A 25,439-nucleotide genomic window follows, 5' to 3' on the forward strand; every position below is an offset into this window, starting at 1 on the left:
ATGGCGTCCTCGCTGGTGAGCGACATGCATGTGGCGACACCAGCGCGCGCAGTAGTGTGCCGTTCGCCCTGCGCGGACGAAGCCGATATCCTGGCGCATCCGGCGGCCACCGCTGTTGGCCGCTCTTACCAACCAGGAATCCCGATGACACGGAAGATGAAGATCGCCCTGCCGCTGCTGATCGCCGGCGTGCTGAGCCTCGCCGCCTGCCAGAAGGCGCAGCAGAAGGCCCAGGAAGAAATCGCCGCGGCGCAGAACCCCTACCCTGCCAGTTCGCCGCTGCACGCGCCGTTCGATCGCATGCTGCGCAAGCTGGCCAACGATCCGCGCTACGTGGCGCTGCTCAAGCAGAGCGGCCCGCAGGCGCAGCAGGCCGGCTTCCAGCTGGCGCAGAACGGCATCGCGCGGCTGGACCACGCGACGCTGGAACAGCGCCTGCAGATCCTCTCCCAGGTCAGCGAAAAGGTCGATGTGTCGCAATGCGCCGTGTTGGCCCGCGGCGGCAATCCCAACGACGCGCAGGCGCTGAGCGCGGCGATGCTGTCGGGACTGGAAAAGCTGCCGCAGGCGCAGATCGACCGCTGGTTCGACGTCTCGTTGAAGGCCACCGACGCGGAGTTGAACAAGACCCCGGCGCAGCCGGTAACCCAGCAGCAGATCCAGGCGGCGATGGGCACGCTGGTCAAGTCGCTGCCCGCCGACCAGCAGCAGCGCCTGATGCGGGTGTTGCCGGAGATCGCCAAGGCCAGCGACGAGGACGCCTGTTGGACCGCGCGCACCCTGTACCGCCAGGCATTGGCGACCCCGGAGCCGGTGCGCGGCCAGTTGGCCTGGGTGTTCGCGCAGCAGTAAGCACAGAGCAGACACCAAGCGCGTCCTGGCGCAGGGCGCGCTTGGTCGGGTCGCCTTGCATCTCCAGCGCGTGGCCGACTTGCGGTGGATGGCCGCGAAAAACCAGTGACGCAAAAAAGAATCCAGGCGCACTGCGCCTGGATTCGATTCGTTGCGTCGTAACCGCCCCGCCTGCGCCGCAGCGCAGGCAGGAGGCGGTGCCTTACTTGCGGCGCTCGATCACGAAGTTGCCGACGTTGACGCCCAGATCGACGCCTTCGCCCGTGCCAGCCAGGGCCAGCGAGATATCGCCCTTGGTGACGACCTGCGCGGTGCTGGACTTCACCAGGCCCGCGTGTGCTTCGGCGGCGGCATAGGTTCCGAACAGGTCGTTGAGGCTGTAAGCGCCGCTGAAGGTGCCGCGGCCGCCGACGATCTTGGACTTGCCGACCGTCAGGCCACCGCCCTTGCTGCTGATCTTGACCGGAATCACCGCGCCGTCGTTGCAGGTGATGGTACCGGTGCCCTTGGCGGTCTTGTAGAGCACCGACCAGCCCGACAGGTTGAAGGAGAGTTTGCAATCGATGTTGCCGGCGGCCTGGGCCTGCGGCGCGAGGGCGGCCGCGCCCAGCAGTGCGAGCAGAGAAAGCGACTTGATCATGTGAGCATTACCGGTGGGTGGACTGGCCGCGAGAGTAGCAACGGGGTTGTCGTGGCCGCGACAAGGTAACGGGGGCCCCGCGCGTGCGTTCAGCAGGCATTTCCACTTGCGGCGGGCAAGGCCAGCCGCGGATGCGAGGGCAACTCCCATGACGGAGTCGACCGTGGCTCGGTAGCAGACGTCGCTCCCTCGACCCAGACTTCATGGCGCCTCGCAGCGCCGGCTTTCGTCGCGATCAAGCCGGAGGCCGCTTGTCGCGTAGGAGCGGCTTCAGCCGCGACGGGCTTTCCCGAGAACGCCTCGGTCGCGGCTGAAGCCGCTCCTACGAGGACACTTTCATCGCTATCGGAGGTGTCGTCCAACCACGACCGGGGTGTTTCCGGCGAACCGAGTCGCGGCCCAAGCCACTCCTCTCCCGCTAATCGTCCAGGCTGAAGGCGTCCGCATCGAGCATGGCCGGGAAGCGCGCGCGGTGCGCGGCCAGCGCGGCGGCGGAGATGGTGGTGGTGGCCACCTGCTCGCGCTCGCGGATCTCCAGCTGCGGCTGGCCGAGGAAATCGATCACCGCGCTGTCGCCGGCATAGTGCAACTCGTTGCCGTCCACGCCGACGCGGTTGACCGCGGCCACGAAGCACAGGTTCTCGATCGCGCGCGCGCGCAGCAGCGTGCGCCAGGCGTAGGCGCGCGCCGACGGCCAGTTGGCGACGAACAGCTGCAGGTCGAAATCCAGCTGGCCGGGGCGCTCGACATCGTAGCGGTTGCGGCAGAACACCGGAAAGCGCAGGTCGTAGCAGACCTGCGGATTGATCCGCCAGCCTTTCCACTCCACGCACAGGCGTTCGCGCCCGGCGGCATAGCGCAGATGTTCGTTGCCGTAGCGGAACAGGTGGCGCTTGTCGTAGTGCTGCAGCGCGCCGTCCGGCGTGGCCCACAGCAGCCGGTTGAACACCTTGGCCTCGCCGTCGGCGCCGGGCACGCGCAACTGCACGCTGCCGGTCACCGCCGCGCCCAGTCGCGCCGCCTGCTCGCGGATCCAGGCCACGGTCGGCCCGTTCATGTCCTCGGCCTGCGCCAGCGCATCGTTGGAGAAGCCGCTGGTGAAGGTCTCTGGCAGGATCACCAGGTCGGTGACGCCGGCCAGCGGCGCCAGCAATTCGGCGTAATGCACGCGGTTGCCGGCCGGATCGTGCCAGCGGGTGTCGCCCTGGACCAATGAAATCCTCAGATCCTGTGCCACCTGTGTCATCCCCAACGTACTCCGATGCAGATCGTGCCGACCAGGCACAGCAGCCCAAGTGTAGGCGTTACCCATGGCAGGTGGCGGACCAGGCGGTTGGCGAGCGTGCCCCGCTCCTGCGGCGTCAGGAGGCCGAGATAGCGGTCCACGTAGGCCTGCCGCCGGAACGGCACCACCCCGAAATCCATCCCGACACGCTGACCACGATCAGCCAATCCAGTCAGCACATGCCCGTAGAACAGCGCGCCGTCGACCACCGCGCAGACCGCCGCCAACCCGAACGTGACCCCGAAATAGATCCCAGCGACCGACATACCCTACCCCGCCCAGTAACCGGCTTCCACGAATCCCGATTCCCCATTCCCGAATCCCGGTGCTTACGCGCGCTACAGCGCGCGAAGCCGCTCGATCGCCGCATCCAGCGTCGCCTCGTTCTTGGCGAAGCACAGCCGCGCCAGGCGCTGCCCTTGCGGCGGGTCCTGGTAGAACGGCGACAGCGGGATCGCCGCCACGCCCTTCTCGATGGTCAGCCACTTCACGAACTCGGTATCGGGCAGGTCGCTGACTGCCGAATAGTCCACCAGCTGGAAATAGCCGCCCGGGACCGGCAGCGGCGTCAGCCGGGTGCCTAGCAACTGCGCACGGAAGCGGTCGCGCTTGGCCTGGTAGAACGCGCCGAGCTGTTCGTCGTGCTCGGGCTCCTCGCGGATCATCGCGGCGAAGGCGTGCTGGGCCGGGCCGAAGCTGGTGAAGGTGTTGTACTGGTGGACCTTGCGGAACTCGGCGCTGAGCGCCGGCGGCGCGATCGCGTAGCCGATCTTCCAGCCGGTGCAGTGATAGGTCTTGCCGAAGCTGGAGACGACGAAAGCGCGCTCGCGCAGCTCCGGCCAGCGCAGCACCGATTCGTGGCGGCGGCCGTCGAACACGATGTGCTCGTAGACCTCGTCGGAGATCAGGAAGATGTCGCTGCCACGCAGCAGCTCGGCCACCGCCTGCAGGTCGTCGGCGCCGAACATCGCGCCGGACGGGTTGTGCGGGCTGTTGAGCATCAGCAGGCGGGTGCGCGGGGTGATCGCCGCGCGCACGCGCTCCCAGTCCACCGCGAACGTGTGCGGATCCAGCGGCACGTGCACCGCACGCGCGCCGGCCAGGTCGATCGCCGGTTCGTAGCTGTCGTAGGCCGGATCCAGCACGATCACTTCCTCGCCCGGGCGCACCACGGCGTGGATGGCGTTGAACAGCGCCTCGGTGGCACCGCTGGTGACGGTGACCTCGGTGTCGGCATCGACCTGGGCGCCGTAGCAGCGCAGCGCCTTCTCGGCGATCGCCTGGCGCAGCGCCGGCACGCCGGTCATCGGCGGGTACTGATTGTGGCCGTCGCGCATGGCGCGGGCCAGTGCCTCGATCAGCCGCGGCGGCACCGGGAAATCGGGAAAGCCCTGGCCCAGGTTGACCGCGCCGTGCTCGGCGGCCAGTTGCGACATCACGGTGAAGATGGTGGTGCCCACCTTGGGCAGCTTGGTCTGCGGATGCATGCGGGGGATCTGCGGGCAGCGGGAAAACGCCGAGTGTACGCAAAGCCGCTTGCCGGCGATGCGCCATCGCCTGGCCGCCGCCACGGGGCAATGTGCGCATCGCCGCGTGTGCCGCCGCCGGCATCCGCCGGACGCCCGCATGCCGATACAATGCGCGCCTTCCCTTGCCGCCCGCCGCCGCGCCATCCGCCGCGGCCTTCGCCGATGACCGATCCGCTGTACACCCCGCCGCCGCTGCTGGCCGCGCACGGGCTCACGTTTGCCCGCGACGACGCAGCGGTGTTCGGTCCGCTGGACTTCCACCTGGATGCCGGCGAGGCGCTGCTGGTGCAGGGCGACAACGGCGCCGGCAAGACCACCCTGCTGCGGGTGCTGGTCGGCCTGCTGCGTGCCGAGGCCGGGCGCATCGAGATCGACGGCCACCCGGTGCGGCGCGGCGACCGCGCCCGCTTCATGGCCTACCTGGGCCACCTGGGCGCGCTGAAGGCCGACCTGAGCACCCTAGAGAACCTGCACTACCTGTGCGGCCTGCAGGGGCGCCGCGCCAAGCAGATGCCCGGCAGCGCGCTGGCCATCGTCGGCCTGGCCGGCTACGAGGACACCCTGGTGCGGCAGTTGTCCGCCGGGCAGAAGAAGCGCCTGGCGCTGGCGCGGATGTGGCTGTCGCCGGCGCCGCTGTGGCTGCTCGACGAGCCCTACGCCAACCTCGACCTGGACGGCATCACCCTGGTCAACCGCATGATCGCCGCGCACCTGCGCAGCGGCGGCGCGGCCCTGGTCACCACCCATGGCGCCTATGCCGCGCCACCGGTGCGTACCCGCATGCTGAGCTTGAGCGGAGTCGCCGCATGAGCCTGGCCACGCCCGTTCCCTCCCTTTGGCAGGCCACCCGCGCACTGCTGGTGCGCGACCTGCGCCTGCTGTGGCGCCGCCGCGGCGACGCGCTGCAGCCGGCGCTGTTCGCCCTGCTGATCGTGGCCCTGTTCGCGCTGGCGCTGGGCAACCAGCCGCGCCTGCTCGGCGAGGTGGCCGGCGCCGCGCTGTGGCTGGCGGTGCTGCTGGCCGGTCTGCTGGCACTGGACAGCCTGTTCCGCAGCGATGCCGAGGACGGCTCGCTGGAGCAGTGGCTGCTGGCGCCGGTGCCGCTGGCCTGGCTGGTACTGGTGCGGGTGCTGCTGCACTGGGTCACCACCGCGTTGCCGCTGATCGTGGCCGCGCCGCTGCTCGGCGAATTGCTGCACCTGCCGCATGACCGCATGCCGGTGCTGCTGGCATCGTTGGCGCTGGGGACCCCGCTGCTGAGCCTGCTCGGCGCGGTGGTCGCGGCGCTGACGGTGGGCATGAAGCGCGCCGGCATCCTGGTCGCGCTGCTGGCGTTGCCGCTGTACGTGCCGGTGCTGGTGTTCGGCGCCGGCAGCGTGGCGGCGGCGGCGCAGGGCCTGGACCCGGCCGGCGGCCTGCTGTTGCTGGCCGCGGGTCTGGTGGCGGGCCTGGTGCTGGCGCCGCTGGCGGCGGCCGCGGCGATCCGCATCTCGCTGAGCTGAGCCGTTGGCGCAGCGCCGGCGCGGCGGCGGCCGTACCATGCAAGCGCAGTGCTCCATCGCCGTTCCGTCGTTGTCGCATCGAAGCCCGCCTCCCGCCAGCTAGAATCGTCCGCATGGTCTCTCTCGTCCGCTGGTTCCACCAACTCGGTTCGCCGCCGACCTTCGATCGCTTCGCTGCGCGCTGGACCCCGTGGTGTTACCTGGCGGCGCTGCTGCTGGCCGGCGTGGGCATCTGGCAGGCGCTGTTCGTGGTGCCGGCCGACCGCCTGCAGAGCGACGCCTTCCGCATCCTCTACATCCATGTGCCCAGCGCCTGGATGAGCCTGTTCGTGTTCGGCCTGATGGCCGTCTACGCGGCCATCGCCCAGGTGTGGCGGATCAAGCTGTGCGAGATCCTGGCGATGGCCTGCGCGCCGATCGGCGCCGTCTTCACCCTGATCACCCTGCTGACCGGCAGCATCTGGGGCAAGCCGATGTGGGGCGCCTGGTGGGACTGGGACCCGCGCCTGACCACCGAGCTGATCCTGCTGTTCCTGTACATCGGCGTGATGGGCCTGTACCTGGCGATCGAGGACCGGCGCACCGCCGCGCGTGCGGCCGGGCTGCTGGCCATCGTCGGTGTGGTGCTGCTGCCGGTGATCCGCTATTCGGTGGTGTGGTGGAACTCGCTGCACCAGGGCCAGACCATCCGCCTGTTCGGCCAGTCCAGCATGGACCCGAGCATGCTGCCGCCGCTGTGGTTGATGGTGGCCGCGACCAAGTTCTGGTTCGCCGGCTCGCTGCTGGCGCGCGCGCGCGCCGACAACCTGCGCCGCGAGGCCGGCAAGGACTGGGTGACGCAACTGGCGGAGGCGCGCGGATGAACTACCTGCCGTATGTGGTCGGTGCCTATGCGGTGTTCGCCGGCGTGCTGCTCGCGGATTTCGTGCTGGCGCGGCTGCAGGTGCGCGCTGCGCTGCGGGCGGCGCGGCTGCGCGCGCAACGCAAGCGCCAGGCCAAGGCCGAACCGGCGCCGCCGCTGGAGCTGAGCCGATGAACCCGCAGCGCAAGCGCCGCCTGCTGTGGCTGATGCTGCTGGTGCTGGCCGCCGGCCTGACCACCACGCTGGTGGCGATGGCCCTGCAGCGCAATACCGCCTACCTGTACACCCCGGCCGAAGTGCTGGCCGGCAAGACCGGCGCGCACGCGCGCTTCCGCCTCGGCGGCATGGTCGAGAAAGGCTCGTTCCAGCGCGCCCCGGGTTCGCTGCAGTCGCACTTCCGCGTGACCGACGGCGATGCGCAACTGACCGTGCGTTACGACCGGATCCTGCCCGACCTGTTCCGCGAGGGCCAGGCGGTGGTGGCCACCGGCAGCATGCGCGACGGCGTGTTCGTCGCCGAGGACGTGCTGGCCAAGCACGACGAGACCTACATGCCGAAGGAGCTGGCGGACAAGATGGGGGATGCGCATCGGAAGCATGACGTGGGGACGATGCAGTGATGGCGCGGAGAGGTCGGGACTCGGGACCCGGGACCCGGGACCGGGAAAAGCGGTTGCACAACGTCTGCAGCTTGGCTGCGCATTTCCGCATCGAAACTGGTTTTCTCTGCTTTGCCCGGCTCCCGGCTTCTCCCGCGACCACACCACAGCAGTCGCATATGCGCTCTTCCGGGCCCCGGGTCCCGGGTCACGGGTCCCGGCCGCGCCATGCTGCCTGAGGTCGGCCAACTCCTGCTGATCCTCGCCCTGCTCACTGCCGTGCTGCAGGCGGCGCTGCCGCTGGCCGGCGCGCAGCGCGGGGATGCGCGCTGGATGGGTGTGGCGCGGCCGGCGGCGTTCGCGCAGCTGGCGCTGGTCGCCGGCGCCTTCGCGATCCTCACCCACGCCTTCGTGACCCAGGATTTCTCGGTGGCCTATGTCGCCGAAAACTCCAACTCGCTGCTGCCGCTGGTGTACCGCTACTCCGCGGTGTGGGGCGCGCACGAGGGTTCGTTGCTGCTGTGGACGCTGATCCTGGCGCTGTGGACCGGCGCGGTGGCGCTGTATTCGCGGCGCCTGCCGGCGCAGGTGGTGGCGCGGGTGATCGGCACCCTCGCGCTGGTGAGCGTGGGCTTCCTGGCGTTCCTGCTGTTCACCTCCAACCCGTTCGCGCGGCTGCTGCCCGCGCCGCTGGAAGGGCGCGATCTCAATCCGCTGCTGCAGGACCCCGGCCTGGTAATCCATCCGCCGCTGCTGTACGCCGGCTACGTCGGCTTCGCGGTGCCGTTTGCGTTCGCCATTGCCGCGCTGCTGGACGGCCAGGTGGACGCGCGCTGGCTGCGCTGGACGCGGCCGTGGACCAACGTGGCCTGGGGCTTTCTGACCATCGGCATCGCGCTCGGCAGCTGGTGGGCGTACTACGAACTGGGCTGGGGCGGCTGGTGGTTCTGGGACCCGGTGGAGAACGCCAGCTTCATGCCGTGGCTGGCCGGTGCGGCGTTGCTGCATTCGCAGGCGGTCACCGAGAAGCGCGGCAGCTTCGGCGCCTGGACCCTGCTGCTGGCGATCGCCGCATTCTCGCTGTCGCTGCTGGGCACCTTCCTGGTCCGCTCCGGCGTGCTGACCAGCGTGCACTCCTTCGCCGCCGATCCCACCCGCGGCCTGTTCATTCTGGTGTTCCTGAGCCTGCTGTGCGGCAGCGCGCTGCTGCTGTACGCACTGCGCGGCGGCCGCGTGGCGGCGTCGGCCGACGAGGCGCGGCAACGCTTCGCGCCGGCCTCGCGCGAGACCCTGCTGCTGGCCAACAACCTGCTGCTGACCTGCGCCTGCGCGATGGTGCTGCTGGGCACGCTGTATCCGCTGCTGGCCGATGCGCTGGACCTGGGCAAGCTGTCGGTGGGACCGCCCTACTTCGGCACCTTGTTCATCGTGCTGATGGCGCCGCTGGTGGCGCTGCTGCCGTTCGGCCCGCTGACCCGCTGGCAGCGCGAACAGGCGTCGCGGCCGCTGGCACTGCTGGCACCGTGGGCGGGCCTGGCCCTGCTGGCCGGCGCGATCGGCTTTTTCCTGGCACCGCAGGGCGCGTGGAAGACCGCCGCCGGCGTCGCCGCCGCGACCTGGGTGCTGCTGGGCACCGCGCGCTTCGTATGGAGCCGTCGACAGCTCAAGGGCAGCCGCTTCACCGCCGAGATGCTGGGCATGACCCTGGCCCACACCGGCATCGCCGTGTTCCTGGCCGGCGCGCTGCTGGTCGAGGCGCTGGAACAGCAGCGCGAAGTGGCGCTGGCGCCCGGACAGCACCTGGACCTGGGCCGCTACCGCTTCGAGCTGCAGGGCCTGGACGAGCGCAAGGGCCCCAACTACGTGGCCGAACGCGCGCACGTGCAGGTGCTGCGCGACGATCGCCCGCTGGCGCTGCTGCACCCGGAAAAGCGCCTGTACGCCAGCGGCGGCCAGAACATGACCGAGGCCGGGATCCACCCCGGCCTGTTCGGCGACGTCTACGTCGCCCTGGGCGAGCCGCTGGGCGGCAATGCCTGGGCGATGCGCGTGCACGTCAAACCCTTCGTGCGCTGGATCTGGCTTGGCGCGGCGCTGATGGCGCTGGGCGGTTTCGTCACCGCCGCCGACCGGCGCTTCCGTCGTTCTCCGGAGACCCCCTGATGTCCGCTCCCGCTCCACGTCGCCTGCCATTGCCCGCCATCCTGCTGGGCGCCCTGTTCTTCCTCGGCCTGCTGGCGTTGATGGTGTATGCGGTGCAGCGCTCCGGCAGCGCCGATCGCGACGCGCTGCCGTCGGCCCTGATCGGCAAGCCGGCACCGGCGTTCGAACTGCCGCTGCTGCACGACGCCTCGATCCGCGTGCGCAGCAGCGAGTTGCGCGGCGCGCCGTACGTGCTCAACGTGTGGGGCAGCTGGTGCCCGGCCTGCCGCGAGGAACACCCGGTGCTGACCCGCTTCGCGCTGAGCAAGCGCGTGCGGGTGATCGGCTACGACTGGAAGGACAGCCGCGAGGACGCGCTGCGCTGGCTGGAACAGCTCGGCAATCCGTTCCTGGCGGTGCTGTTCGATCCCGAGGGACGCACGGCGATCGACTGGGGCGTGGCCGCGGCACCGGAGACCTTCCTGGTCGATGCGCGCGGCGTGGTGCGTTGGAAGCACGCCGGCCCGCTGACCGACCAGATCATCCGCGACGAACTGCTGCCGGCCTTGCAGCAGGCCGAGCGCGACGCGCCGCCGACGCGGGCGCAGGGCAAGGCCACGCCATGAGCCACGGCCGGCGTGCGCTGCGGCTGGGCCTGCTGGCGCTGCTGGCGTGGTCCACGCTGGCCGGCGCCGAACCGGTGTCCGATCCGACCCCGCTGGCCTACCGCTCCGCCGCCGAGGAAGCGCGCTTCCATGCGCTGACCGCCGAACTGCGCTGCGTGCAATGCCAGAACCAGTCGCTGGCCGATTCGCATGCGCAGATCGCCATGGACCTGCGCCGCGAAGTGCTGGAGCTCATGCACCAGGGCAAGTCGGATGCGCAGATCAAGCAGTTCCTGGTCGATCGCTACGGCGAGTTCGTGCTGTACCGGCCGCAGCTGGAAGCGCGGACCTGGCTGCTGTGGTTCGGCCCCTTGCTGCTGTTGGCCGGCGGCGCGGTGGTGCTGATCCGGATGGTGCGCCGGCGCGCGCCGGCGGCGACCGCGCTGCCGCTGCAGGACGAACAGGAGTGGTGAGGCGATGCTGAGTTGGGGCATGTCGGCCGCGGCGGTGGCGCTGGCGGCGCTGGTGTTCGCGGTGGTGCTGTGGCCGCTGCGCAGCGGCGGGCGCAAGGGCGCGGTGCTGGCCGTGGCGGTACTGGCGCTGGGCGTGGCGACCGCAGCGCTGTACGCCCTGGTCGGCACTCCGCGTGCCTTGCAGGCACAGAACCGCGAGGCGCCGCGCACGCTGGAGGACGGCGTCAAGCAACTGCAGGCGGCGCTGGCCAAGGATCCGAACCGGGCCGACGGCTGGGCCCTGCTCGGCCGCAGCCAGCTGTCGCTGGGGCACGCCAGCGAGGCCGCGGCCGCCTTCGCACGCGCCGTGCAATTGGCGCCGGAGCAGGCGCCCTTGCTGATCGAAGCGGCCGAGGCGCGTGCGCTGGCCAACCCGCAACGGCAGTTCGACGACCAGGCGCTGGCCTGGCTGCAGCATGCCCTGCAACTGGCACCAGGCAGCGAACGCGGCGCCTGGTTCCTGGGCATCGCCCAGCGCCAGCGCGGCCAGGACGCCGCCGCAGCCGCCACCTGGGAAGCGCTGTTGCCGCGCGTAAACGCGGCCACCGCCGCGGCGCTGCGGCCGCAGATCGATGCGGCCCGCACCGCGGCCGGTCTGCCGGCCTTGCCCGCCGCCGGCAGCGCGGCCGCCCCGGCGCAGGATGCGAAGGCCCCGGCCAGCAGCGGCCTGACCGTGGCGGTGTCGCTGGATCCGGCGTTCGCCGCCCGCGTACGCCTGCGCGGCGACGCCAGCGTCTTCGTGATCGCGCGCGTGCCGGGCGGCCCACCAATGCCGGTGGCGGTGCAGAAGCATCCGCTGCAGGCACTGCCGTTGCGGTTAACGCTGAGCGATGCGGACAGCCCGATGCCGACGCAGAAACTCTCGCAGCTGCAGCAGGTGCAGGTGGTGGCGCGGCTGTCGGCCAGCGGCAATGCGATGCGCCAGGAGGGCGATCTGGAATCGGCGCCGGTGACGGTGACCCTGCCGGCGACCACGCCGGTGGAGCTGGTGATCGGCAAGCCGTAGCGCAAGCATTCGTGCAGGCGCGACCATGCCTGATCGGGAACGTCCGGTCGCGACCAGGGCGAGACGCCAACAAGGATGCGAAACGTCGTTGTAGGAGCGGCTTCAGCCGCGACAGGCATCCCGGTAAAGCGCGTCGCGGCAGCAGCGTGTCGGACCGGATCGCTGTGGGAGCGCATGATCAGACGCGCAGCAGATCCGGCCCTGCGTCACTAACGGACGCCATGGCGGCCCGATACGCTGCATCTCGCACCGCGCACACGCCGGATGCGCGATGGCGCAGCTAGAATCGGCGCATGACCGAATTCATCCCGCCTGGCAGCCGCTTCCTCGCCCTGCCCTCGCCGTTCCCGATGAAACGTGGCGGCCAGTTGCGTGGCGCGCGGGTCGCCTACGAGACCTGGGGCACGCTGTCGGCCGCGCGCGACAACGCGCTCCTGATCGTCACCGGGCTGTCGCCCGACGCGCATGCCGCGGCGAATGCCGACGATCCCACGCCGGGCTGGTGGGAAGGCATGCTCGGCCCGGGCAAGCCGATCGACACCCAGCGCTGGTTCGTGATCTGCGTGAACTCGCTGGGCAGTTGCAAGGGGTCGACCGGCCCTGCGTCGCCGCATCCTGACGACGGCCAGCCGTATCGCCTGCGCTTCCCGGAGCTGTCGATCGAGGACGGCGCCGATGCCGCCGCGCAGGTGGTGCGGGCGCTGGGCATCGCGCAACTGGCCTGCGTGATCGGCAACTCCATGGGCGGCATGACCGCCCTGGCGCTGCTGCACCGGCATCCTGGCCTGGCGCGCAGCCACGTCAACATTTCCGGCAGCGCGCAGGCGCTGCCGTTCTCGATCGCGATCCGCTCGCTGCAGCGCGAAGCGATCCGCCTGGATCCGAACTGGAACGGCGGCGACTACGACGAGTCAACCTATCCCGAGTCCGGCATGCGCATGGCGCGCAAGCTGGGCGTGATCACCTACCGTTCGGCGCTGGAATGGGACGGCCGCTTCGGCCGCGTGCGGCTGGATTCGGACCAGACCGACGACGATCCGTTCGGCCTGGAATTCCAGGTGGAAAGCTACCTGGAAGGCCACGCACGCCGCTTCGTGCGCCGCTTCGACCCGAACTGCTATCTGTACCTGAGCCGCTCGATGGACTGGTTCGACCTGGCCGAGCCTGCCGGCGGCGACGTGCTCGCCGGTCTCGCCACGATCCGCGTCGAGCGCGCGCTGGCGATCGGCGCCAACACCGATATCCTGTTCCCGGTGCAGCAGCAGCAACAGATCGCCGACGGCCTGCGCGCCGGCGGCGCTCAGGCGCAGTTCCTGGGGCTGGATTCGCCGCAGGGGCACGACGCGTTCCTGGTGGATTTCGCGCGGTTCGGGCCGGCAGTGCGGGAGTTTCTGGACGCGCTGTAGCGATTGAGGGCCCTGTTTTGGCCATGGGCAGGAGGATACCGTTCCGCTCGCCGATGGTTACGCACCAGGTCGATCTGGGCTGGACCGACGGCATGTATCCAGAAGGTTTTGCCCCCCCACTCGTCGCGACTGAAGTCGCTCCCACAATGGCCTCCTGCGACATGGAGGCAGGCACCTGCCCGTTGTGCGAGGGACTTCAGTCCCGACTGCACGAACCATCAGCCTGCTAAGACCGGATCGCTCCCATACAAACGCGTGATTCCGCATCGCGCGTCGCGATTGAAGCCGCTCCTACAGAGCGCTGCGCAGCAGCGCTATGGCTCGACCTGCAGCCGTCCGTCCTGCAACCGATAGCGCAGATGCACCACGCCCTCGGGCAGCGCATCGTGGCTGATCAGCAGCAGGCTGCGCTGACCCAGCGCGTGTGCCAGGTCGCGCAGGAGCGCCTGCGCAGTGTCGACGTCCAGGCCTTCGGTGGGTTCGTCCAGCACCAGCAGTGGCGCTTCGCGCAGCAGTGCACGGGCCAGGGCCAGGCGCCGCGCCTGACCCGCGGACATGGTCGCGCCGTTCTCGCCGAGCCAGGCGTTGAGGCCGCCGACTTCGTGCAGCCAGGGATCGAGGCGCACGTCGGCGAGCACGCGCTGCAGCCGCGCATCGTCGGCCGTGGGATCGCCCAGGCGCAAGTTGTCGCGCACGCTGCCGGCAAACACCGGCGCGCCCTGCGGCAGCCAGGCGATACGGCGGTGCCACTGCGCCTCGGCCACCTCGTGCAGGTCGACGCCGGCATAGCGGATGCTGCCCTGCTGCGGGTCCCACAAGCGCAGCAGCAACGCCGACAGGGTGGTCTTGCCGCTGCCGCTGTCGCCGGAGATGGCGATGCGCTCGCCCGGCGCGATGCGCAGGGAAACACCGTCGAGCACGCGCCGGGTCTCGCCCGGCCAGGCGAACACCAAGTCGTCGAACTGCACCTCACCCGTGGCCGGCAACGCCTGCGGATGCGCCGGGTCGACCACCGGCGGCGCCTGCCCGGCGATCGCCTGCAGGCGCCGCGCGGCGACACGACCGGACTGCAGCGCCTGCCAGGCCAGACCGGCGCCGGCCCAGACCTCGAGCAGGGCCACGCTGAGGAACACCAGGCCGGCGGCCTGTTCGGCGCTGATCGCATCGGCGCGGGCTGCACCCAGCGCCACCCACAGCATCGCCAGCAGGCCCAGCGCCGCGCACAGCGCGTGCAAGGCATTGCCGCCGATCAGCCGTTGCCGCTGGCGCCGGTCCTCGGCACGCACCGCCTGCGCGCTGGCATCCACGCGCGCGATCCAGGCGGCCTGCGCCTCGAGCGCGGCCAGGTCGGCGGCACCCTCCAGGCCTTCATAGGCCAGCGTGCGCAAGGCTTCGCGCTGCTGCGCGCGCGCGCGTTCGCGGGCTTCGCCGCCGCGCGCCACCACCCACGGCACGCCGAGCCCGATCGCCAGCGCCAGCGCGGTCAGCACCAGCGCCGCCGGCCAGTGGATCGCCGCCGCCGCGGCGATGCCGATCGCGCCGACGCCGAGCAGTGCGGCCAGCGGCGCCAGCGCACGCACCACCAGGCCGTCGACCTCGCCGATGTCCGACATCAGCCGCGCCAGCAATTCGCCGGTGCGGCTGGCGCCGAGCCGTGCCGGCGCCAGCGGCAGCGCGCGGCGGAAGAACCACACGCGCAGGTCGCGGGCGATGCGCAGGGTGGCGTCGTGCCCGACCAGCTTTTCGCCATAGCGCGAGGCGATGCGCGCGAAGGTCAGCGCGCGGATGCCGGCCGACGGCGAGAAGAAGTTGAAGCAGCTGCCCATGCCGACCGCACCAGCCAGCGCCGCGGCGGTGAGGAAGCCACCGGACAGGCCGAGCAGCCCGACCCCGGCCAGCATCGTGCACAGCACCAGCAGTGCGGTCAGCAGCAGGCGGCCGAGATGGCGGCCGAACACGCCACGCAAGGTGTCGCGGGTGTCGCCGCTCATGGCAGCGTCTCCTGGGTTGCGGCGGACGCATTGCGTGCGGGCAGCCGCAGCACGGCATCGGCCCAGCGCATCGCCGCCTCGCTGTGGGTGGCGACGATGACGCTGCGGCCGCGGGCGAAGTCCGCCAGCGTGCGCAGCAGGTCCGCTTCGGTGTCCGCGTCCAGGAACGCGGTCGGTTCGTCCAGCAACAGCAGTTCCGGATCGCGCAGCAACAGACGGGCCAGGCCGATGCGCCGCGCCTCGCCGCCGGACAGGCCGAAGCCGCGCTCGCCGATCGGCGTGTCCAGCCCCTGCGGCAGGCGTGCGGCGAAACGCAGCACCTGTGCAGCATCGGCCGCCGCGCGCACTTGCGCATCGCTGGCCTGCGGATCGGCCAGACGCAGGTTGTCGGCGATGCTGCCGTGGAACAGATACGGCCGCTGGCCGGCGTAGCCGATGCGCAGCCCCGCACGCAACTGCATGGCACCGGCACGCGGCGGCAGCCATCCGGCCAGCGCCTCCAGCAACGTGCTCTTGCCGCTACCGCTGGGCCCGACCAGGGCCAAGCGCTGGCCGGCATGCAATTCGAAATCCAGGCCCTGCACCGCATCGCAGCGCGCACCCAGCGGCCGCAGGTACAGCGCGCGTGCGCGCAGCAATGGCTCCTCCGCACGCAGCGCGCCCGCTGCCTGCACGGAAAACGTCGCTGCAGTGGTCTCGGTCTCGATCGACGTCACGGCAGCGACATCGTTCGACACGGCGGTGCCCTCGTCGCGCGCGACCGGCGCATTCACGGCCTGCGGCAGGCCTTCCAGCAGGCGCTCCACCTCCGCCGCCGCGGCCAGCGCATTGGCGCGGTCGTGGTAGTGCGCGGCCAGGCGCCGCAGCGGCGCGTAGAACTCCGGCGCCAGCAGCAGGCAGAACACACCGGTGCCCAGGGTCGGCACGCTGGCGTGCAGGGCGATCATGCCGAGATAGCTCAGGCCCAGGTACAGCGCGACGATGGCGACGCTGACCGAGGCGAAGAACTCCAGCACGGTGGACGACAGGAACGCGATGCGCAGCACTTTCAGCGTGCGCTCGCGCACACCCTCGGCGGCAGCGGCAATCCCGCGCAGCTCGTCGTCGCCGCGTCCGTACAGGCGCAACAGGCCCAGGCCCTTGAGCCGATCGGCGAAGTGCCCGCCCATCCGTGCCAGCTCGCGCAACTGACGGCGGCCGGCGGCTTCGGCGCCCCAGCCCACCAGCATCATGAAGATCGGCACCAGCGGCGCGGTGAACAGCAGGATCAGGCCGACCACCCAGTCGCTCCACGCCACTGCCAGCACGATCAGCAGCGGCACCACGCTCACTTCCCAGCGCGCGGGCCGGTAGCCGGCGTAGTAGCCGTCCAGCGCATCGCCATGCGCCAGCAGCAGCTCGCCCAGTTCGCCGTTGCGCTGTCCGCGCAGCCACAGCGGCCCGCGCTGCAGCAGTTGCCGATACACGCGCCGGCGCAGCTCGAGTTTCGCCGCATCGGCGACATCGCCGGCGGCACGCTGCGCGGCGGCGCCGAGCCCGGCGCGCAGGACCAACACCAGCGCCAGCAGGCCGAAGGCCGGCAGCGCCTGCGCCAGCTCGCGGCGCTCCACCAGCAGCGCCTGCACCAGCCAGGCAATGGCCCCGGCCTGCACGATCAGCAGCGCGCCGGACACGCTGATGGCGGCTGCGGCCAGGCGCTGGCGGCCGCGCGCGGCCGCGGCCAGGGCATCCAGCCAACGCATGCGCTGCTGCCGCTGCTGCGTTGTGTCGGCGGACGGCTCGGCGGAATCGGTCAAAACGGGCTCGGCACGGCGAACGAAGCCATCAGTTTAGCGGGGAAGGCACTTCCGGGCTGGAACCGCCGTGGCCGCCACGATGCCGGGCCTTCCCGTGGCGCACATTGATCTGAATCAAGGTCGAACGCGCCGGCGCGGCGGAAGATCGCCTCCAATCTCCCGCCACTCGGCCACCCAGATGCACATCTTCCACGAGGTAGCACAGCCATGATCGACACCACTGTCGTAGAGCTGTCGCGGCTGCAGTTCGCCATGACCGCCATGTACCACTTCCTGTTCGTTCCGCTCACCCTGGGCCTGTCCTTCATGATCGCGATCATGGAGAGCGTGTACGTCATGACCCGCAAGGACGTGTGGCGGCGTATGACCCTGTTCTGGGGCGTGCTGTTCGGCATCAACTTCGCGATGGGCGTGGCCACCGGCATCGTCATGGAGTTCCAGTTCGGCATGAACTGGTCCTACTACAGCCACTACGTCGGCGACATCTTCGGCGCGCCGCTGGCGATCGAAGGGTTGATGGCGTTCTTCCTGGAAGCGACCTTCATCGGCCTGTTCTTCTTCGGCTGGAGCAAGCTCACGCCGGTCAAGCACCTGATGGTGACCTGGCTGATGGCGCTGGGCACCAATCTGTCGGCGGTGTGGATCCTGATCGCCAACGGCTGGATGCAGAACCCGACCGGCGCGGTGTTCAACCCGGACACCATGCGCATGGAAGTGGTCGACTTCATGGCGGTGGTGTTCAATCCGGTGGCGCAGGCCAAGTTCGTGCACACGGTCAGCGCCGGCTACGTCACCGGCGCGGTGTTCGTGATGTCGATCAGCGCGCTGTACCTGCTGCGCGGCAAGCATCGCGACTTGGCCCGGCGCTCGTTCGCGGTGGCCGCCGCGTTCGGCCTGGCCTCCTCGCTGTCGGTGGTGGTGCTGGGCGACGAGAGCGGCTACGCCGCCAACGAACACCAGAAGATGAAGCTGGCCGCGATCGAGGCCATGTGGGAAACCGAGCAGGCGCCGGCCGACTTCACCGCCTTCGGCATCCCCAACCAGGCCACCGGCAGGAACGACTACGCGATCAAGGTGCCGTACCTGATGGGCCTGATCGCCACGCGCTCGTTGAACACGCCGGTGCCCGGCATCCTGGAGCTGGTCAAGCGCGCCGAGCACCGCGTGCGCGGCGGGCAGATCGCCTACGGCGCGCTGCAGCGGCTCAAGGCCAACCGCAACGACGTCGAGGCGCGCGCGGTGTTCGACAAGCACTGGCAGGACCTCGGCCACGGACTGCTGCTCAAGCGCTACCGCGAGGACATCCTCAACGCCACGCCGGAGGAGATCGCCAAGGCCGCGCTGGATACGGTGCCGCGGGTGCTGCCGCTGTTCTGGACGTTCCGGGTGATGGCCGGCCTGGGCTTCTACCTGATCGCCTTCTTCGCCGCCGCGCTGTGGTTCTCGTGCAAGCACAACTTCGAGGACAAGCGCTGGTTCCTGAAGCTGGCGGTGTGGACCCTGCCGGCGCCGTGGATCGCGATCGAGTGCGGCTGGTTCGTGGCCGAGTACGGCCGCCAGCCGTGGGCGGTGGAAGGCGTGCTGCCGACGTTCTATGCCGCCTCCGGCCTGGCCCTGCACGACATCCTGATCACCCTGGGCGGCTTCGTGGCCATCTACACCACGCTGCTGATCATCGAGATCAAGCTGATGCTCAAGGCGATCCGCAAGGGGCCGGACGCGCTGCCCGCCCTGCTGCAGCCCGCCCCACGCCCCGTTACCCCGATCGCCGCACCTGCGGCCGCCGGCCACCTCTGACCCCGGCAGGAGACACACCATGGACTTCATTGCATTGGACTACACCACGCTGCGCGTGATCTGGTGGCTGCTGCTGGGCATCCTGCTGATCGGCTTCGCGGTGATGGACGGATTCGACCTGGGCGTCGGCGCGCTGCTGCCGTTCGTAGCGAAGAACGACGCCGAACGCCGGCTGGTGGTCAACACCATCGGCCCGGTCTGGGAAGGCAACCAGGTCTGGCTGGTGCTCGGCGGCGGCGCCATTTTCGCCGCTTGGCCGCCGCTGTATGCGGTCAGCTTCTCCGGCTTCTACCTGGCCATGTTCGTGATCCTGTTCGCGCTGATCCTGCGCCCGGTCGGGTTCAAGTTCCGCGGCAAGCTGCCCAGCCAGCGCTGGCGTAACAGTTGGGACTGGGCGCTGTTCGTCGGCGGCTTCATCCCGGCGCTGATCATGGGCGTGGCGGTGGGCAACGTCGTGCTCGGCGTGCCGTTCCACTTCGACGACACCCTGCGGGTGTTCTACACCGGCAGCTTCTTCGGGCTGCTGATGCCGTTCGCCCTGCTGGCCGGCCTGCTCAGCGTGAGCATGCTGGTGGCGCACGGCGCGGCGATGCTGGTGCTGAAGACCGACGGCCCGGTGGCCGAGCGCGCGGCGCGCTACGGCAGCGTCGCCGCACTGGTGGCCTGTGCGCTGTTCGCCGGCGCCGGAGTGTGGGTGGCCACCGGCCTGCCCGGCTACGCGGTCACCTCGCAGGTGGTCACCGACGGCGCCACCAACCCGCTACTGAAAACCGCCGTGCTCGGCGAGGTCGGCGGCTGGATGCACAACTACCAGCGCATGCCGCTGACCGCCCTGGCCCCGGCCGCCGGCCTGCTCGGCCTGCTGCTCAGCGCGGTGCTGCTGCGCAAGCGCCGCGGCGGCCTGGCCTTCATCGCCTCCGGCGCGGCCATCGCCGGCATCATCCTGACCGTGGGCTTTGCGCTCTTCCCGTTCCTGCTGCCGTCCTCCAGCCAGCCGGGCTCCAGCCTGACCGTGTGGGACGCCTCCAGCAGCCACCTGACCCTGTGGATCATGCTGCTGGCCACCGTGGTGTTCCTGCCGATCATCCTCGGCTACACCACCTGGGTGTACCGCGTGCTGAAGGGCAAGGTCACCGCCGCCTCCCTGGACGACAACCCCAACGCGTACTGACGCGCCCCGCTGCAAGGAGAAACGATCATGTGGTATTTCGCCTGGATTCTCGGTGTCGGCCTGGCCTCCACCGCCGCCATCCTCAACGGCATGTGGTTCGAGGCGCGCGAGCGCAACGCGGCGGATGCCGCCGACGCGACGGACTGAAATTTTTTTGCAAAGGCGCTTGCCGAATGCGGAAGACCTCCGTATCATGTGCGGCTCCTTCGGGGTGTAGCTCAGTCTGGTAGAGCGCTACGTTCGGGACGTAGAGGTCGCAGGTTCGAATCCTGTCTCCCCGACCAGTTTCAAGGTCACAAAAAGCCTGGAAAACCATCGTTTTCCGGGTTTTTTTGTGTCTGCAATTTGGCGCCGCCACGCAGCACGGCAATCGCCCGCCGCTTTACCCTCTCGAGGCAGCCAGACCTTGACGCCCGGGCCCGGCTTCTCGCCACAATGGCAACGGGGACCGGCACATTCATCACGACCTCTGCCTTCGGCAATGACATGCACCGGAGGCGAGATGGCGGACATGTCCGTTTCGACGTTCACGACTCAGGCAAACGGACACGACACCATGAAACTGCAAGCCACGCTCTGCCTCTCACTGATTGCCTTCTACTGCGCACCGGCAGCCGCGGTGACCGAAACCGACAAGCTGGTGGACCGCCTCGGCGTACAGGGCGTACAGGGCGGCGCCACCGCCTACTTCAGCGTCAAAGAGGCGCTCTCCACCACCTGCAAGTTCGACATCGTCTATTTCAACCTCGGCGACGAGTTCGGCAAGGCCGCCTATGCGAGCCTGCTCGCCGCGCAGACCGCGGGCAAGAAGCTTTCGCGCATCGAGTACTCGCAATCCGCTCCGGGCGAGGCCTGCACGCTCTCGCTGGTCGAATCGCACAGCTAAACAAGCGTCCGCGGCACGCCGAATGTCACACGCCAGCGCACCACGCGCCGGCGTGCGCCTCGCTCAGTACACCGGCAGGCTGATGAAACTGGCCTGCTGCGACGTGTGCAAGATCCGCTGCGTCGCCTTCTGGTAATCGCCGGGCTTGGCGAAGTAGATGTTGGGCACGTAGGTCTGCGGGTTGCGGTCGTACAGCGGGAACAAGCTGGACTGCACCTGCACCATGATCCGGTGGCCGCGCTCGAAGGTGTGGTTGGCGGTGGGCAGGCCGAACCGGAACGACGGATGGCGCCGCGGCAATCGGCAAGCCGGCCAGCAGGACCAGCCAGCGCAACAACCGCTGCCACGAGCGGCGGCCACCACGGCGGGCGGATGGCAGCGATACGCGCATGGCGTGGCCGGTGTCCAGTCGCGGCCTCATCGGCATGCTCGAACGCTACGCCGATGGTGCAGGTCGAGCGGCGGACGCACGCGATGCCAGCCCGATCAACGCCGCCGCGAACAGCAGCAGCGCCGCGCTCGCCACGAAGGTCGCCGCATAGCTGTGGCGATCGAACAGCATGCCGCCGACGGTCGAGCCCAGCGCGATGGCCAATTGGATCACCGCCACCATCAGGCCGCCACCGGCCTCGGCGCTCCCGGGCATCGCGCGCGCGATCCAACTCCACCAGCCCACCGGCGCGGCGGTCGCCAGCAATCCCCACAGTGCCAGCAAGACCGCCACGGCGGCGACACGCGTACCGAACGGAATCAGGGCCAGGGCGACCGCCGCCATCAGCAGCGGAATCGCGATCAGGGTGCGATACAGGCTGCGCTGCAGCGCGGCGCCGACCAGCAGGGTGCCGAGCAGACCGGCCACGCCGATCCCCAGCAGGAGCCACGACAACACCGGCACCTTGGCCAGCGTCACCGTTTCCAGGAACGGGCGCACGTAGGTGAACAACGCGAACTGGCCCATGAAGAAGGCGGCGCAGGCCGCCATGCCCAACGCGACCGCGCGCTGCCGGAGCAGGCCGAACACGTTGCCGGCCCCTGCCCCGCGCGCCGCGCTCATGGCCGGCAGGCTGGCCCACTGCCAGGCGAACGCCAGCACGGCCACCGGCACCAGGCGCAGGAACGCGCCGCGCCAGCCGATCACCCCGCCCAGGTAGCTGCCGAGCGGCGCGGCGATCACCGTGGCCAGGGCGTTGCCGCCATTGAAGATGGCCAGGGCGCGCGGCACCTGGGCCGGCGGCACCAGGCACATCGCGGTCGCGGCCGACAGCGACCAGAAGCCGCCGATCACCACGCCGATGAGCGCCCGCCCGGCCATGTAGGCCGCATAGTTCGGGGCCAACGCGACCACCGCGCCGGACACCGCTATCAGCCCGGTCAGCGCCAGCAACAGGCGCTTGCGGTCCATGGCCCCGGCCAGGGCGGGAATGGACAGGCTGGCGAGCACCGCGAACGCGCCGGAGAGGGCGAGGCCGTAACCGGCCAGGCCCTGGCTGACGCGCAGCTCGGCGGCCATCGGAGTCAGCAGGCTGACCGGCATGAATTCCGACGCGATCAGCGCGAACACGCACAGCGTCATCGCGTACACGCCGCCCCAATGGGCGCGCTGTGGGGCGGCGGCGGCCTGCCCGCGCCCCGCTTCCGCCGGCAGCGCCGCGCTCACCGCCCCGCTCCGTGGCGGCCGCAGCGCGCGAGGTGTTCGTGTGCGATCGGCCGCGTGCGATGGCACCCGCGCCTGCCCATGCGCACGCTCATGGCGCCCCCAGGGTGTGCCGGAAGAACGAGGCCAGCTTGTCGAATGGGATCAGGTCGGTCCGGTCGTACAGGTCCACGTGGCCCGCGCCCTTCACCCAGTACAACTCCTTCGGCTGGCCCGCCTGGCGGAAGGCCTCTTCGCTGAATTCCTTCGAGTGCGCCTGGTCGCCGGCGATGAACAGCATCGGCCGCGGCGCGATGGTCGCGATGTCGTTGAACGGATAGAAGTTCATGAACTTGACGTTGCTGCTCAAGGTCGGGTGCGTGGTGAGCGCGGGCGAGGAACCGGCCGGAGTGAACTGGCCGCGCGCGGTGCGGTAGAAGTCGTAGAACTCGCGCTGGATGGGAGGGGTCTGCGCATCGAGCACGTGCACCGTGCCGCCGGTGTACTCGGTCTTGCCGCCGCCGAATTCCACGTCGCGCTGCCGCGCCGCGGCCGCGATGATCTGTTTGCGCTGCTCGACGGTCTGCGCGTGGTTGAGCCCATCGCGGTTGGCCGCCCCCATGTCGTACATGCTCACGGTGGCGATGGCCTTCATGCGCGGGTCGATCTTGGCCGCACTGATGACGAAGCTGCCGCTGCCGCAGATGCCGAGCACGCCGATGCGCTCGCGGTCCACGAACGCCCGGCTGCCCAGGTAGTCCACCGCCGCGCTGAACGCCTCGGCATACAGATCCGGCGCCACCGCATTGCGCGGCTGGCCCTCGCTCTCGCCCCAGAACGACTGGTCGATCGCCAGGGTGACGAAGCCCTGTTCGGCCAGCTTCTGCGCATACAGGTTGGAGCTCTGCTCCTTCACTGCGCCCATCGGGTGCCCGACCACGATGGCCGGATAGCGGACACCGGCCTTGCGCTGCCTGGGCAGGAACAGGTTGCCCACGATCGTCATTCGGTACTGGTTGCGGAAGGAAACCTTTTCCATGGCGACGGCGTCGCTCTTGTAGAAGTTGTTCGCGCCATTGGTCATGTCTTGCCCCATCGCGGTGGAGGTGCCGGCCGCCAGGGCCAGGATCAGCAGCAGTCGTTGCATCGGTCTTCTCCCGGTCAGGCGGCCAAGGTGGCGTTGTCGATGACGAATCGGTATTTCACGTCGCCTTGCAGCATCCGTTCGTAGGCGGCGTTGATCTGCTCGGCGCGGATCAACTCGATGTCGGCGACGATGCCGTGCTCGGCGCAGAAATCCAGCATCTCCTGGGTCTCGGCAATGCCGCCGATCATCGAGCCGGCCAGGGTGCGACGCCGCATGATCAGGCTGAACACCGCCGGCGACGGATGCGGGCTGGCCGGCGCACCGACCAGCACCATTGCGCCGTCGCGCTTGAGCAGGCCCAGGAACGCGTCCAGGTCGTGCGGCGCGGCGACCGTGTCCACGATCAGGTCGATGCTCCCGGCATGCGCCGCCATTTCCTGCGCGTTGCGCGACACCACCACCGCGTCGGCGCCCAGTGCCAGGGCAGCCTCGCGCTTGGCCTCGGCGGTGGTGAACGCGACGACGCGCGCGCCCATCGCATGGGCCAGTTTCACGCCGACGTGGCCGAGCCCGCCGATGCCGACGACGCCCACCGTCTTGCCGGGACCGGCACCCCAGTGGCGCAGCGGCGAATAGGTGGTGATGCCCGCGCACAGCAGCGGCGCCACCGCCGCCAGTTGCCCTGCCGGGTGGCTGATTCTCAGCACGTAGCGCTGGTGGACCACGATCTGCTGCGAATAGCCGCCAAGGGTGTGGCCGGGCGCATCGGCGCTCGGGAAGTTGTAGGTGCCGACCATGCCGTCGCAGTAGTTCTCCAGTCCGCCCTCGCACTCCGCGCAGTGCCTGCAGCTGTCCACGATGCAGCCGACGCCGACCAGGTCGCCCGGACGCATGCCGACGACATGCGCACCGACCGCCGCGACGCGGCCCACGATCTCGTGTCCCGGCACGCACGGGAAGCGCGTACCGGCCCATTCGCCGCGGGCCTGGTGCAGGTCGGAATGGCAGATGCCGCAGTAGGCGATGTCGATGCGCACGTCGTCCGGGCCGAGCGTGCGGCGCACGATCCGCATGGGTTCGAGGGGCTGGTCGCCGGCGTGGGCGCCATAGGCGTTGACGAACATGGCGGGATTCCGGTGGAGGGGAGGATGGCCATTGTCGGCATCGCTGATCCGCCTGATAAGATGATGAATCCTTTCCTTCCCTATTAGCCAAGCTAATCAATCGACCTGTCAGACTGGGCCATGGCACGACGCAATCTCAACGACCTGCTGGCCTTCGTCACCGTCGCCCGCGAAGGCAGCTTCACCCGCGCCGGCGCCGCGTTGGGGGTCACCCAGTCGGCGCTCAGCCAGGCGATCAAGGCGCTGGAAACGCGGCTGCAGATCCGCCTGCTCACCCGCACCACGCGCAGCGTTTCGCCCACCGCGGCGGGCCAGCGTCTGTTGCAGGCCATCGGCAACCGCTTCGACGAGATCGAGTCGGAACTGGACGCGCTGACCGCGCTGCGCGACAAGCCCGCCGGCGTGGTCCGCATCACCAGCGGCGACCACATCCTGCACACCACCCTGCTGCCCAAGCTGACCCCGGTGCTGCAGCGCTATCCGGACGTGCAGATCGAGTTCGACGTCAGCTACGGTTTCCGCGACATTGTCGCCGACCGTTTCGACGCGGGCGTGCGCCTGGGCGAGAGCGTGGACAAGGACATGATCGCGATGCCGATCGGCCCGCCGCTGCGCATGGCCGCCGCGGCGGCGCCGGCCTACTTCCAGCAGCGCCCGCTGCCCAAGGTGCCGGGCGACCTGACCCAACACCGCTGCATCAACATCCGCTTCCCCACCCATGGCGGCCTCTACGTGTGGGAGTTCGAGCGGCGCAACCGGCAGGTGAACGTGCGGGTCGAAGGCCAGGTGACGTTCAGCACCTCGCCGCCGATCGTGCGCGCCGCGCTCGACGGACTCGGCATCGCGTTCCTGCCCGAGCAGGAATTCGCGCCCCATCTCGAGGACGGTCGCCTGGTGCGGGTGCTGGAGGACTGGTGCCCGCCATTCTCCGGCTACCATCTCTACTACCCCAGCCGCCGCCAGCACTCGCCGGCGTTCTCGCTGGTGCTCGACGCACTGCGCCTTTGAGTGCGC

25 protein-coding genes, 1 tRNA gene and 1 pseudogene are annotated in these 25,439 nt (G+C 69.8%); 17 read left to right on the forward strand and 10 right to left on the reverse strand.

All coding sequences use genetic code 11. From position 1 onward, the window contains the following. Positions 1 to 144 precede the first annotated feature (144 nt). Positions 145 to 852: a hypothetical protein gene (locus GGR66_RS13505; protein ID WP_255421691.1), complete on the forward strand. Its 708-nt coding sequence runs from the start codon at positions 145 to 147 to the stop codon at positions 850 to 852. Between the two features lie 202 nt (positions 853 to 1,054). Here the strand turns inward: GGR66_RS13505 and GGR66_RS13510 are convergent, their stop codons facing one another. The 4 genes from GGR66_RS13510 to GGR66_RS13525 all read right to left on the reverse strand — a co-directional run bounded on the left by GGR66_RS13510 (position 1,055) and on the right by GGR66_RS13525 (position 4,264). Beyond that, on the reverse strand, positions 1,055 to 1,492 hold the full coding sequence (locus tag GGR66_RS13510) for a hypothetical protein (RefSeq protein ID WP_160965231.1): 438 nt from the start codon (positions 1,490 to 1,492) through the stop codon (positions 1,055 to 1,057). 418 nt (positions 1,493 to 1,910) lie between these two features. Continuing rightward, a complete protein-coding gene (locus GGR66_RS13515) occupies positions 1,911 to 2,738 on the reverse strand; it encodes an amidohydrolase (RefSeq protein ID WP_184448580.1) in 828 nt (275 codons plus the stop codon). Beyond that, positions 2,735 to 3,043, reverse strand: a complete 309-nt coding sequence (locus tag GGR66_RS13520; protein ID WP_160965127.1) for a hypothetical protein — start codon at positions 3,041 to 3,043, stop codon at positions 2,735 to 2,737. Before GGR66_RS13520 ends, GGR66_RS13515 begins: the two co-directional genes overlap by 4 nt. A 72-nt stretch (positions 3,044 to 3,115) precedes the next feature. Beyond that, a complete protein-coding gene (locus GGR66_RS13525; RefSeq protein ID WP_184448581.1) occupies positions 3,116 to 4,264 on the reverse strand; it encodes a pyridoxal phosphate-dependent aminotransferase in 1,149 nt (382 codons plus the stop codon). 204 nt (positions 4,265 to 4,468) lie between these two features. Between GGR66_RS13525 and ccmA the strand changes: the two genes are divergently transcribed. The 10 genes from ccmA to GGR66_RS13575 all read left to right on the forward strand — a co-directional run bounded on the left by ccmA (position 4,469) and on the right by GGR66_RS13575 (position 12,940). Continuing rightward, positions 4,469 to 5,116 (forward strand): heme ABC exporter ATP-binding protein CcmA, encoded by a 648-nt coding sequence (gene ccmA, locus GGR66_RS13530; RefSeq protein WP_160965131.1) that lies wholly within the window; start codon positions 4,469 to 4,471, stop codon positions 5,114 to 5,116. Continuing rightward, positions 5,113 to 5,808 carry a heme exporter protein CcmB gene (gene ccmB / locus GGR66_RS13535; protein WP_048488885.1) on the forward strand — a complete coding sequence of 232 codons (696 nt, stop codon included), beginning with the start codon at positions 5,113 to 5,115 and terminating at the stop codon, positions 5,806 to 5,808. Before ccmA ends, ccmB begins: the two co-directional genes overlap by 4 nt. A gap of 113 nt (positions 5,809 to 5,921) precedes the next feature. Further along, positions 5,922 to 6,671, forward strand: a complete 750-nt coding sequence (gene ccmC / locus GGR66_RS13540; RefSeq protein ID WP_184448582.1) for a heme ABC transporter permease CcmC — start codon at positions 5,922 to 5,924, stop codon at positions 6,669 to 6,671. Further along, entirely contained in the window at positions 6,668 to 6,844 is a 177-nt protein-coding gene (ccmD, locus tag GGR66_RS13545) for a heme exporter protein CcmD (protein ID WP_017915657.1), read from the forward strand. The genes ccmC and ccmD overlap by 4 nt, the downstream gene beginning before the upstream one ends. Beyond that, complete coding sequence (gene ccmE / locus GGR66_RS13550) at positions 6,841 to 7,290, forward strand: cytochrome c maturation protein CcmE (RefSeq protein WP_184448583.1); 450 nt, start codon at positions 6,841 to 6,843, stop codon at positions 7,288 to 7,290. The genes ccmD and ccmE overlap by 4 nt, the downstream gene beginning before the upstream one ends. Before the next feature lie 207 nt (positions 7,291 to 7,497). Continuing rightward, complete coding sequence (locus GGR66_RS13555; protein WP_184448584.1) at positions 7,498 to 9,432, forward strand: heme lyase CcmF/NrfE family subunit; 1,935 nt, start codon at positions 7,498 to 7,500, stop codon at positions 9,430 to 9,432. Continuing rightward, positions 9,429 to 10,037: a DsbE family thiol:disulfide interchange protein gene (locus GGR66_RS13560; protein ID WP_184448751.1), complete on the forward strand. Its 609-nt coding sequence runs from the start codon at positions 9,429 to 9,431 to the stop codon at positions 10,035 to 10,037. The genes GGR66_RS13555 and GGR66_RS13560 overlap by 4 nt, the downstream gene beginning before the upstream one ends. Beyond that, positions 10,034 to 10,489 carry a cytochrome c-type biogenesis protein gene (locus GGR66_RS13565; protein ID WP_160965141.1) on the forward strand — a complete coding sequence of 152 codons (456 nt, stop codon included), beginning with the start codon at positions 10,034 to 10,036 and terminating at the stop codon, positions 10,487 to 10,489. Before GGR66_RS13560 ends, GGR66_RS13565 begins: the two co-directional genes overlap by 4 nt. A 4-nt stretch (positions 10,490 to 10,493) precedes the next feature. Next, complete coding sequence (locus tag GGR66_RS13570; RefSeq protein WP_184448585.1) at positions 10,494 to 11,534, forward strand: cytochrome C biogenesis protein; 1,041 nt, start codon at positions 10,494 to 10,496, stop codon at positions 11,532 to 11,534. 293 nt (positions 11,535 to 11,827) lie between these two features. After that, positions 11,828 to 12,940: a homoserine O-acetyltransferase gene (locus tag GGR66_RS13575; protein WP_184448586.1), complete on the forward strand. Its 1,113-nt coding sequence runs from the start codon at positions 11,828 to 11,830 to the stop codon at positions 12,938 to 12,940. 314 nt (positions 12,941 to 13,254) lie between these two features. Here GGR66_RS13575 and cydC read toward each other — a convergent pair whose 3' ends face one another. Next, positions 13,255 to 14,931, reverse strand: a complete 1,677-nt coding sequence (gene cydC, locus GGR66_RS13580) for a thiol reductant ABC exporter subunit CydC (protein ID WP_184448587.1) — start codon at positions 14,929 to 14,931, stop codon at positions 13,255 to 13,257. After that, positions 14,928 to 16,673: a thiol reductant ABC exporter subunit CydD gene (cydD, locus tag GGR66_RS13585; RefSeq protein ID WP_255421706.1), complete on the reverse strand. Its 1,746-nt coding sequence runs from the start codon at positions 16,671 to 16,673 to the stop codon at positions 14,928 to 14,930. Before cydD ends, cydC begins: the two co-directional genes overlap by 4 nt. A gap of 261 nt (positions 16,674 to 16,934) precedes the next feature. On the opposite strand from cydD, the gene GGR66_RS13590 reads away from it, so the two are divergent. From GGR66_RS13590 to GGR66_RS13610, 5 genes are all read left to right on the forward strand, one after another. Next, positions 16,935 to 18,524: a cytochrome ubiquinol oxidase subunit I gene (locus GGR66_RS13590; protein WP_184448589.1), complete on the forward strand. Its 1,590-nt coding sequence runs from the start codon at positions 16,935 to 16,937 to the stop codon at positions 18,522 to 18,524. 19 nt (positions 18,525 to 18,543) lie between these two features. Next, on the forward strand, positions 18,544 to 19,695 hold the full coding sequence (gene cydB / locus GGR66_RS13595) for a cytochrome d ubiquinol oxidase subunit II (RefSeq protein ID WP_160965153.1): 1,152 nt from the start codon (positions 18,544 to 18,546) through the stop codon (positions 19,693 to 19,695). A gap of 27 nt (positions 19,696 to 19,722) precedes the next feature. After that, complete coding sequence (gene cydX, locus GGR66_RS13600; protein ID WP_160965155.1) at positions 19,723 to 19,842, forward strand: cytochrome bd-I oxidase subunit CydX; 120 nt, start codon at positions 19,723 to 19,725, stop codon at positions 19,840 to 19,842. Positions 19,843 to 19,902: 60 nt separating this feature from the next. Next, positions 19,903 to 19,979, forward strand: a tRNA-Pro gene (locus tag GGR66_RS13605). A gap of 272 nt (positions 19,980 to 20,251) precedes the next feature. Beyond that, a complete protein-coding gene (locus GGR66_RS13610; RefSeq protein ID WP_184448590.1) occupies positions 20,252 to 20,581 on the forward strand; it encodes a hypothetical protein in 330 nt (109 codons plus the stop codon). A gap of 63 nt (positions 20,582 to 20,644) precedes the next feature. Here the strand turns inward: GGR66_RS13610 and GGR66_RS13615 are convergent. From GGR66_RS13615 to GGR66_RS13630, 4 genes and pseudogenes are all read right to left on the reverse strand, one after another. Further along, positions 20,645 to 20,863 (reverse strand): annotated as a pseudogene (locus GGR66_RS13615) (CocE/NonD family hydrolase C-terminal non-catalytic domain-containing protein); the annotation flags it as partial. Positions 20,864 to 21,017: 154 nt separating this feature from the next. Continuing rightward, positions 21,018 to 22,238 (reverse strand): MFS transporter, encoded by a 1,221-nt coding sequence (locus GGR66_RS13620; protein ID WP_326521010.1) that lies wholly within the window; start codon positions 22,236 to 22,238, stop codon positions 21,018 to 21,020. An 88-nt stretch (positions 22,239 to 22,326) separates the two neighbouring features. Continuing rightward, positions 22,327 to 23,361: an alpha/beta hydrolase gene (locus GGR66_RS13625; protein ID WP_184448591.1), complete on the reverse strand. Its 1,035-nt coding sequence runs from the start codon at positions 23,359 to 23,361 to the stop codon at positions 22,327 to 22,329. Positions 23,362 to 23,375: 14 nt separating this feature from the next. After that, a complete protein-coding gene (locus tag GGR66_RS13630; protein WP_184448592.1) occupies positions 23,376 to 24,425 on the reverse strand; it encodes an NAD(P)-dependent alcohol dehydrogenase in 1,050 nt (349 codons plus the stop codon). 120 nt (positions 24,426 to 24,545) lie between these two features. Here GGR66_RS13630 and GGR66_RS13635 point away from each other — a divergent pair, with 120 nt between their 5' ends. Next, positions 24,546 to 25,433 carry a LysR family transcriptional regulator gene (locus GGR66_RS13635; RefSeq protein WP_184448593.1) on the forward strand — a complete coding sequence of 296 codons (888 nt, stop codon included), beginning with the start codon at positions 24,546 to 24,548 and terminating at the stop codon, positions 25,431 to 25,433. Positions 25,434 to 25,439 lie beyond the last annotated feature (6 nt).

The organism is Xanthomonas sp. 3498 (genome assembly GCF_014199795.1).
GTDB lineage: Bacteria > Pseudomonadota > Gammaproteobacteria > Xanthomonadales > Xanthomonadaceae > Xanthomonas_A > Xanthomonas_A rydalmerensis.

Excerpts from the sequence above, each read along its gene's own strand:
- GGR66_RS13505 (WP_255421691.1), top strand. The coding sequence starts at position 145 with ATGACACGGAAGATGAAGATCGCCCTGCCGCTGCTGATCGCCGGCGTG.
- cydB (WP_160965153.1), top strand. The coding sequence starts at position 18,544 with ATGGACTTCATTGCATTGGACTACACCACGCTGCGCGTGATCTGGTGG.
- GGR66_RS13610 (WP_184448590.1), top strand. The coding sequence starts at position 20,252 with ATGAAACTGCAAGCCACGCTCTGCCTCTCACTGATTGCCTTCTACTGC.
- GGR66_RS13525 (WP_184448581.1), bottom strand. The coding sequence starts at position 4,264 with ATGCATCCGCAGACCAAGCTGCCCAAGGTGGGCACCACCATCTTCACC.
- GGR66_RS13565 (WP_160965141.1), top strand. The coding sequence starts at position 10,034 with ATGAGCCACGGCCGGCGTGCGCTGCGGCTGGGCCTGCTGGCGCTGCTG.
- GGR66_RS13630 (WP_184448592.1), bottom strand. The coding sequence starts at position 24,425 with ATGTTCGTCAACGCCTATGGCGCCCACGCCGGCGACCAGCCCCTCGAA.
- ccmC (WP_184448582.1), top strand. The coding sequence starts at position 5,922 with ATGGTCTCTCTCGTCCGCTGGTTCCACCAACTCGGTTCGCCGCCGACC.
- GGR66_RS13515 (WP_184448580.1), bottom strand. The coding sequence starts at position 2,738 with ATGACACAGGTGGCACAGGATCTGAGGATTTCATTGGTCCAGGGCGAC.
- cydX (WP_160965155.1), top strand. The coding sequence starts at position 19,723 with ATGTGGTATTTCGCCTGGATTCTCGGTGTCGGCCTGGCCTCCACCGCC.
- ccmE (WP_184448583.1), top strand. The coding sequence starts at position 6,841 with ATGAACCCGCAGCGCAAGCGCCGCCTGCTGTGGCTGATGCTGCTGGTG.
- cydC (WP_184448587.1), bottom strand. The coding sequence starts at position 14,931 with ATGAGCGGCGACACCCGCGACACCTTGCGTGGCGTGTTCGGCCGCCAT.
- ccmD (WP_017915657.1), top strand. The coding sequence starts at position 6,668 with ATGAACTACCTGCCGTATGTGGTCGGTGCCTATGCGGTGTTCGCCGGC.
- ccmA (WP_160965131.1), top strand. The coding sequence starts at position 4,469 with ATGACCGATCCGCTGTACACCCCGCCGCCGCTGCTGGCCGCGCACGGG.
- GGR66_RS13625 (WP_184448591.1), bottom strand. The coding sequence starts at position 23,361 with ATGCAACGACTGCTGCTGATCCTGGCCCTGGCGGCCGGCACCTCCACC.
- cydD (WP_255421706.1), bottom strand. The coding sequence starts at position 16,673 with ATGCGTTGGCTGGATGCCCTGGCCGCGGCCGCGCGCGGCCGCCAGCGC.
- GGR66_RS13555 (WP_184448584.1), top strand. The coding sequence starts at position 7,498 with ATGCTGCCTGAGGTCGGCCAACTCCTGCTGATCCTCGCCCTGCTCACT.
- GGR66_RS13575 (WP_184448586.1), top strand. The coding sequence starts at position 11,828 with ATGACCGAATTCATCCCGCCTGGCAGCCGCTTCCTCGCCCTGCCCTCG.
- GGR66_RS13590 (WP_184448589.1), top strand. The coding sequence starts at position 16,935 with ATGATCGACACCACTGTCGTAGAGCTGTCGCGGCTGCAGTTCGCCATG.
- ccmB (WP_048488885.1), top strand. The coding sequence starts at position 5,113 with ATGAGCCTGGCCACGCCCGTTCCCTCCCTTTGGCAGGCCACCCGCGCA.
- GGR66_RS13510 (WP_160965231.1), bottom strand. The coding sequence starts at position 1,492 with ATGATCAAGTCGCTTTCTCTGCTCGCACTGCTGGGCGCGGCCGCCCTC.
- GGR66_RS13635 (WP_184448593.1), top strand. The coding sequence starts at position 24,546 with ATGGCACGACGCAATCTCAACGACCTGCTGGCCTTCGTCACCGTCGCC.
- GGR66_RS13520 (WP_160965127.1), bottom strand. The coding sequence starts at position 3,043 with ATGTCGGTCGCTGGGATCTATTTCGGGGTCACGTTCGGGTTGGCGGCG.
- GGR66_RS13570 (WP_184448585.1), top strand. The coding sequence starts at position 10,494 with ATGCTGAGTTGGGGCATGTCGGCCGCGGCGGTGGCGCTGGCGGCGCTG.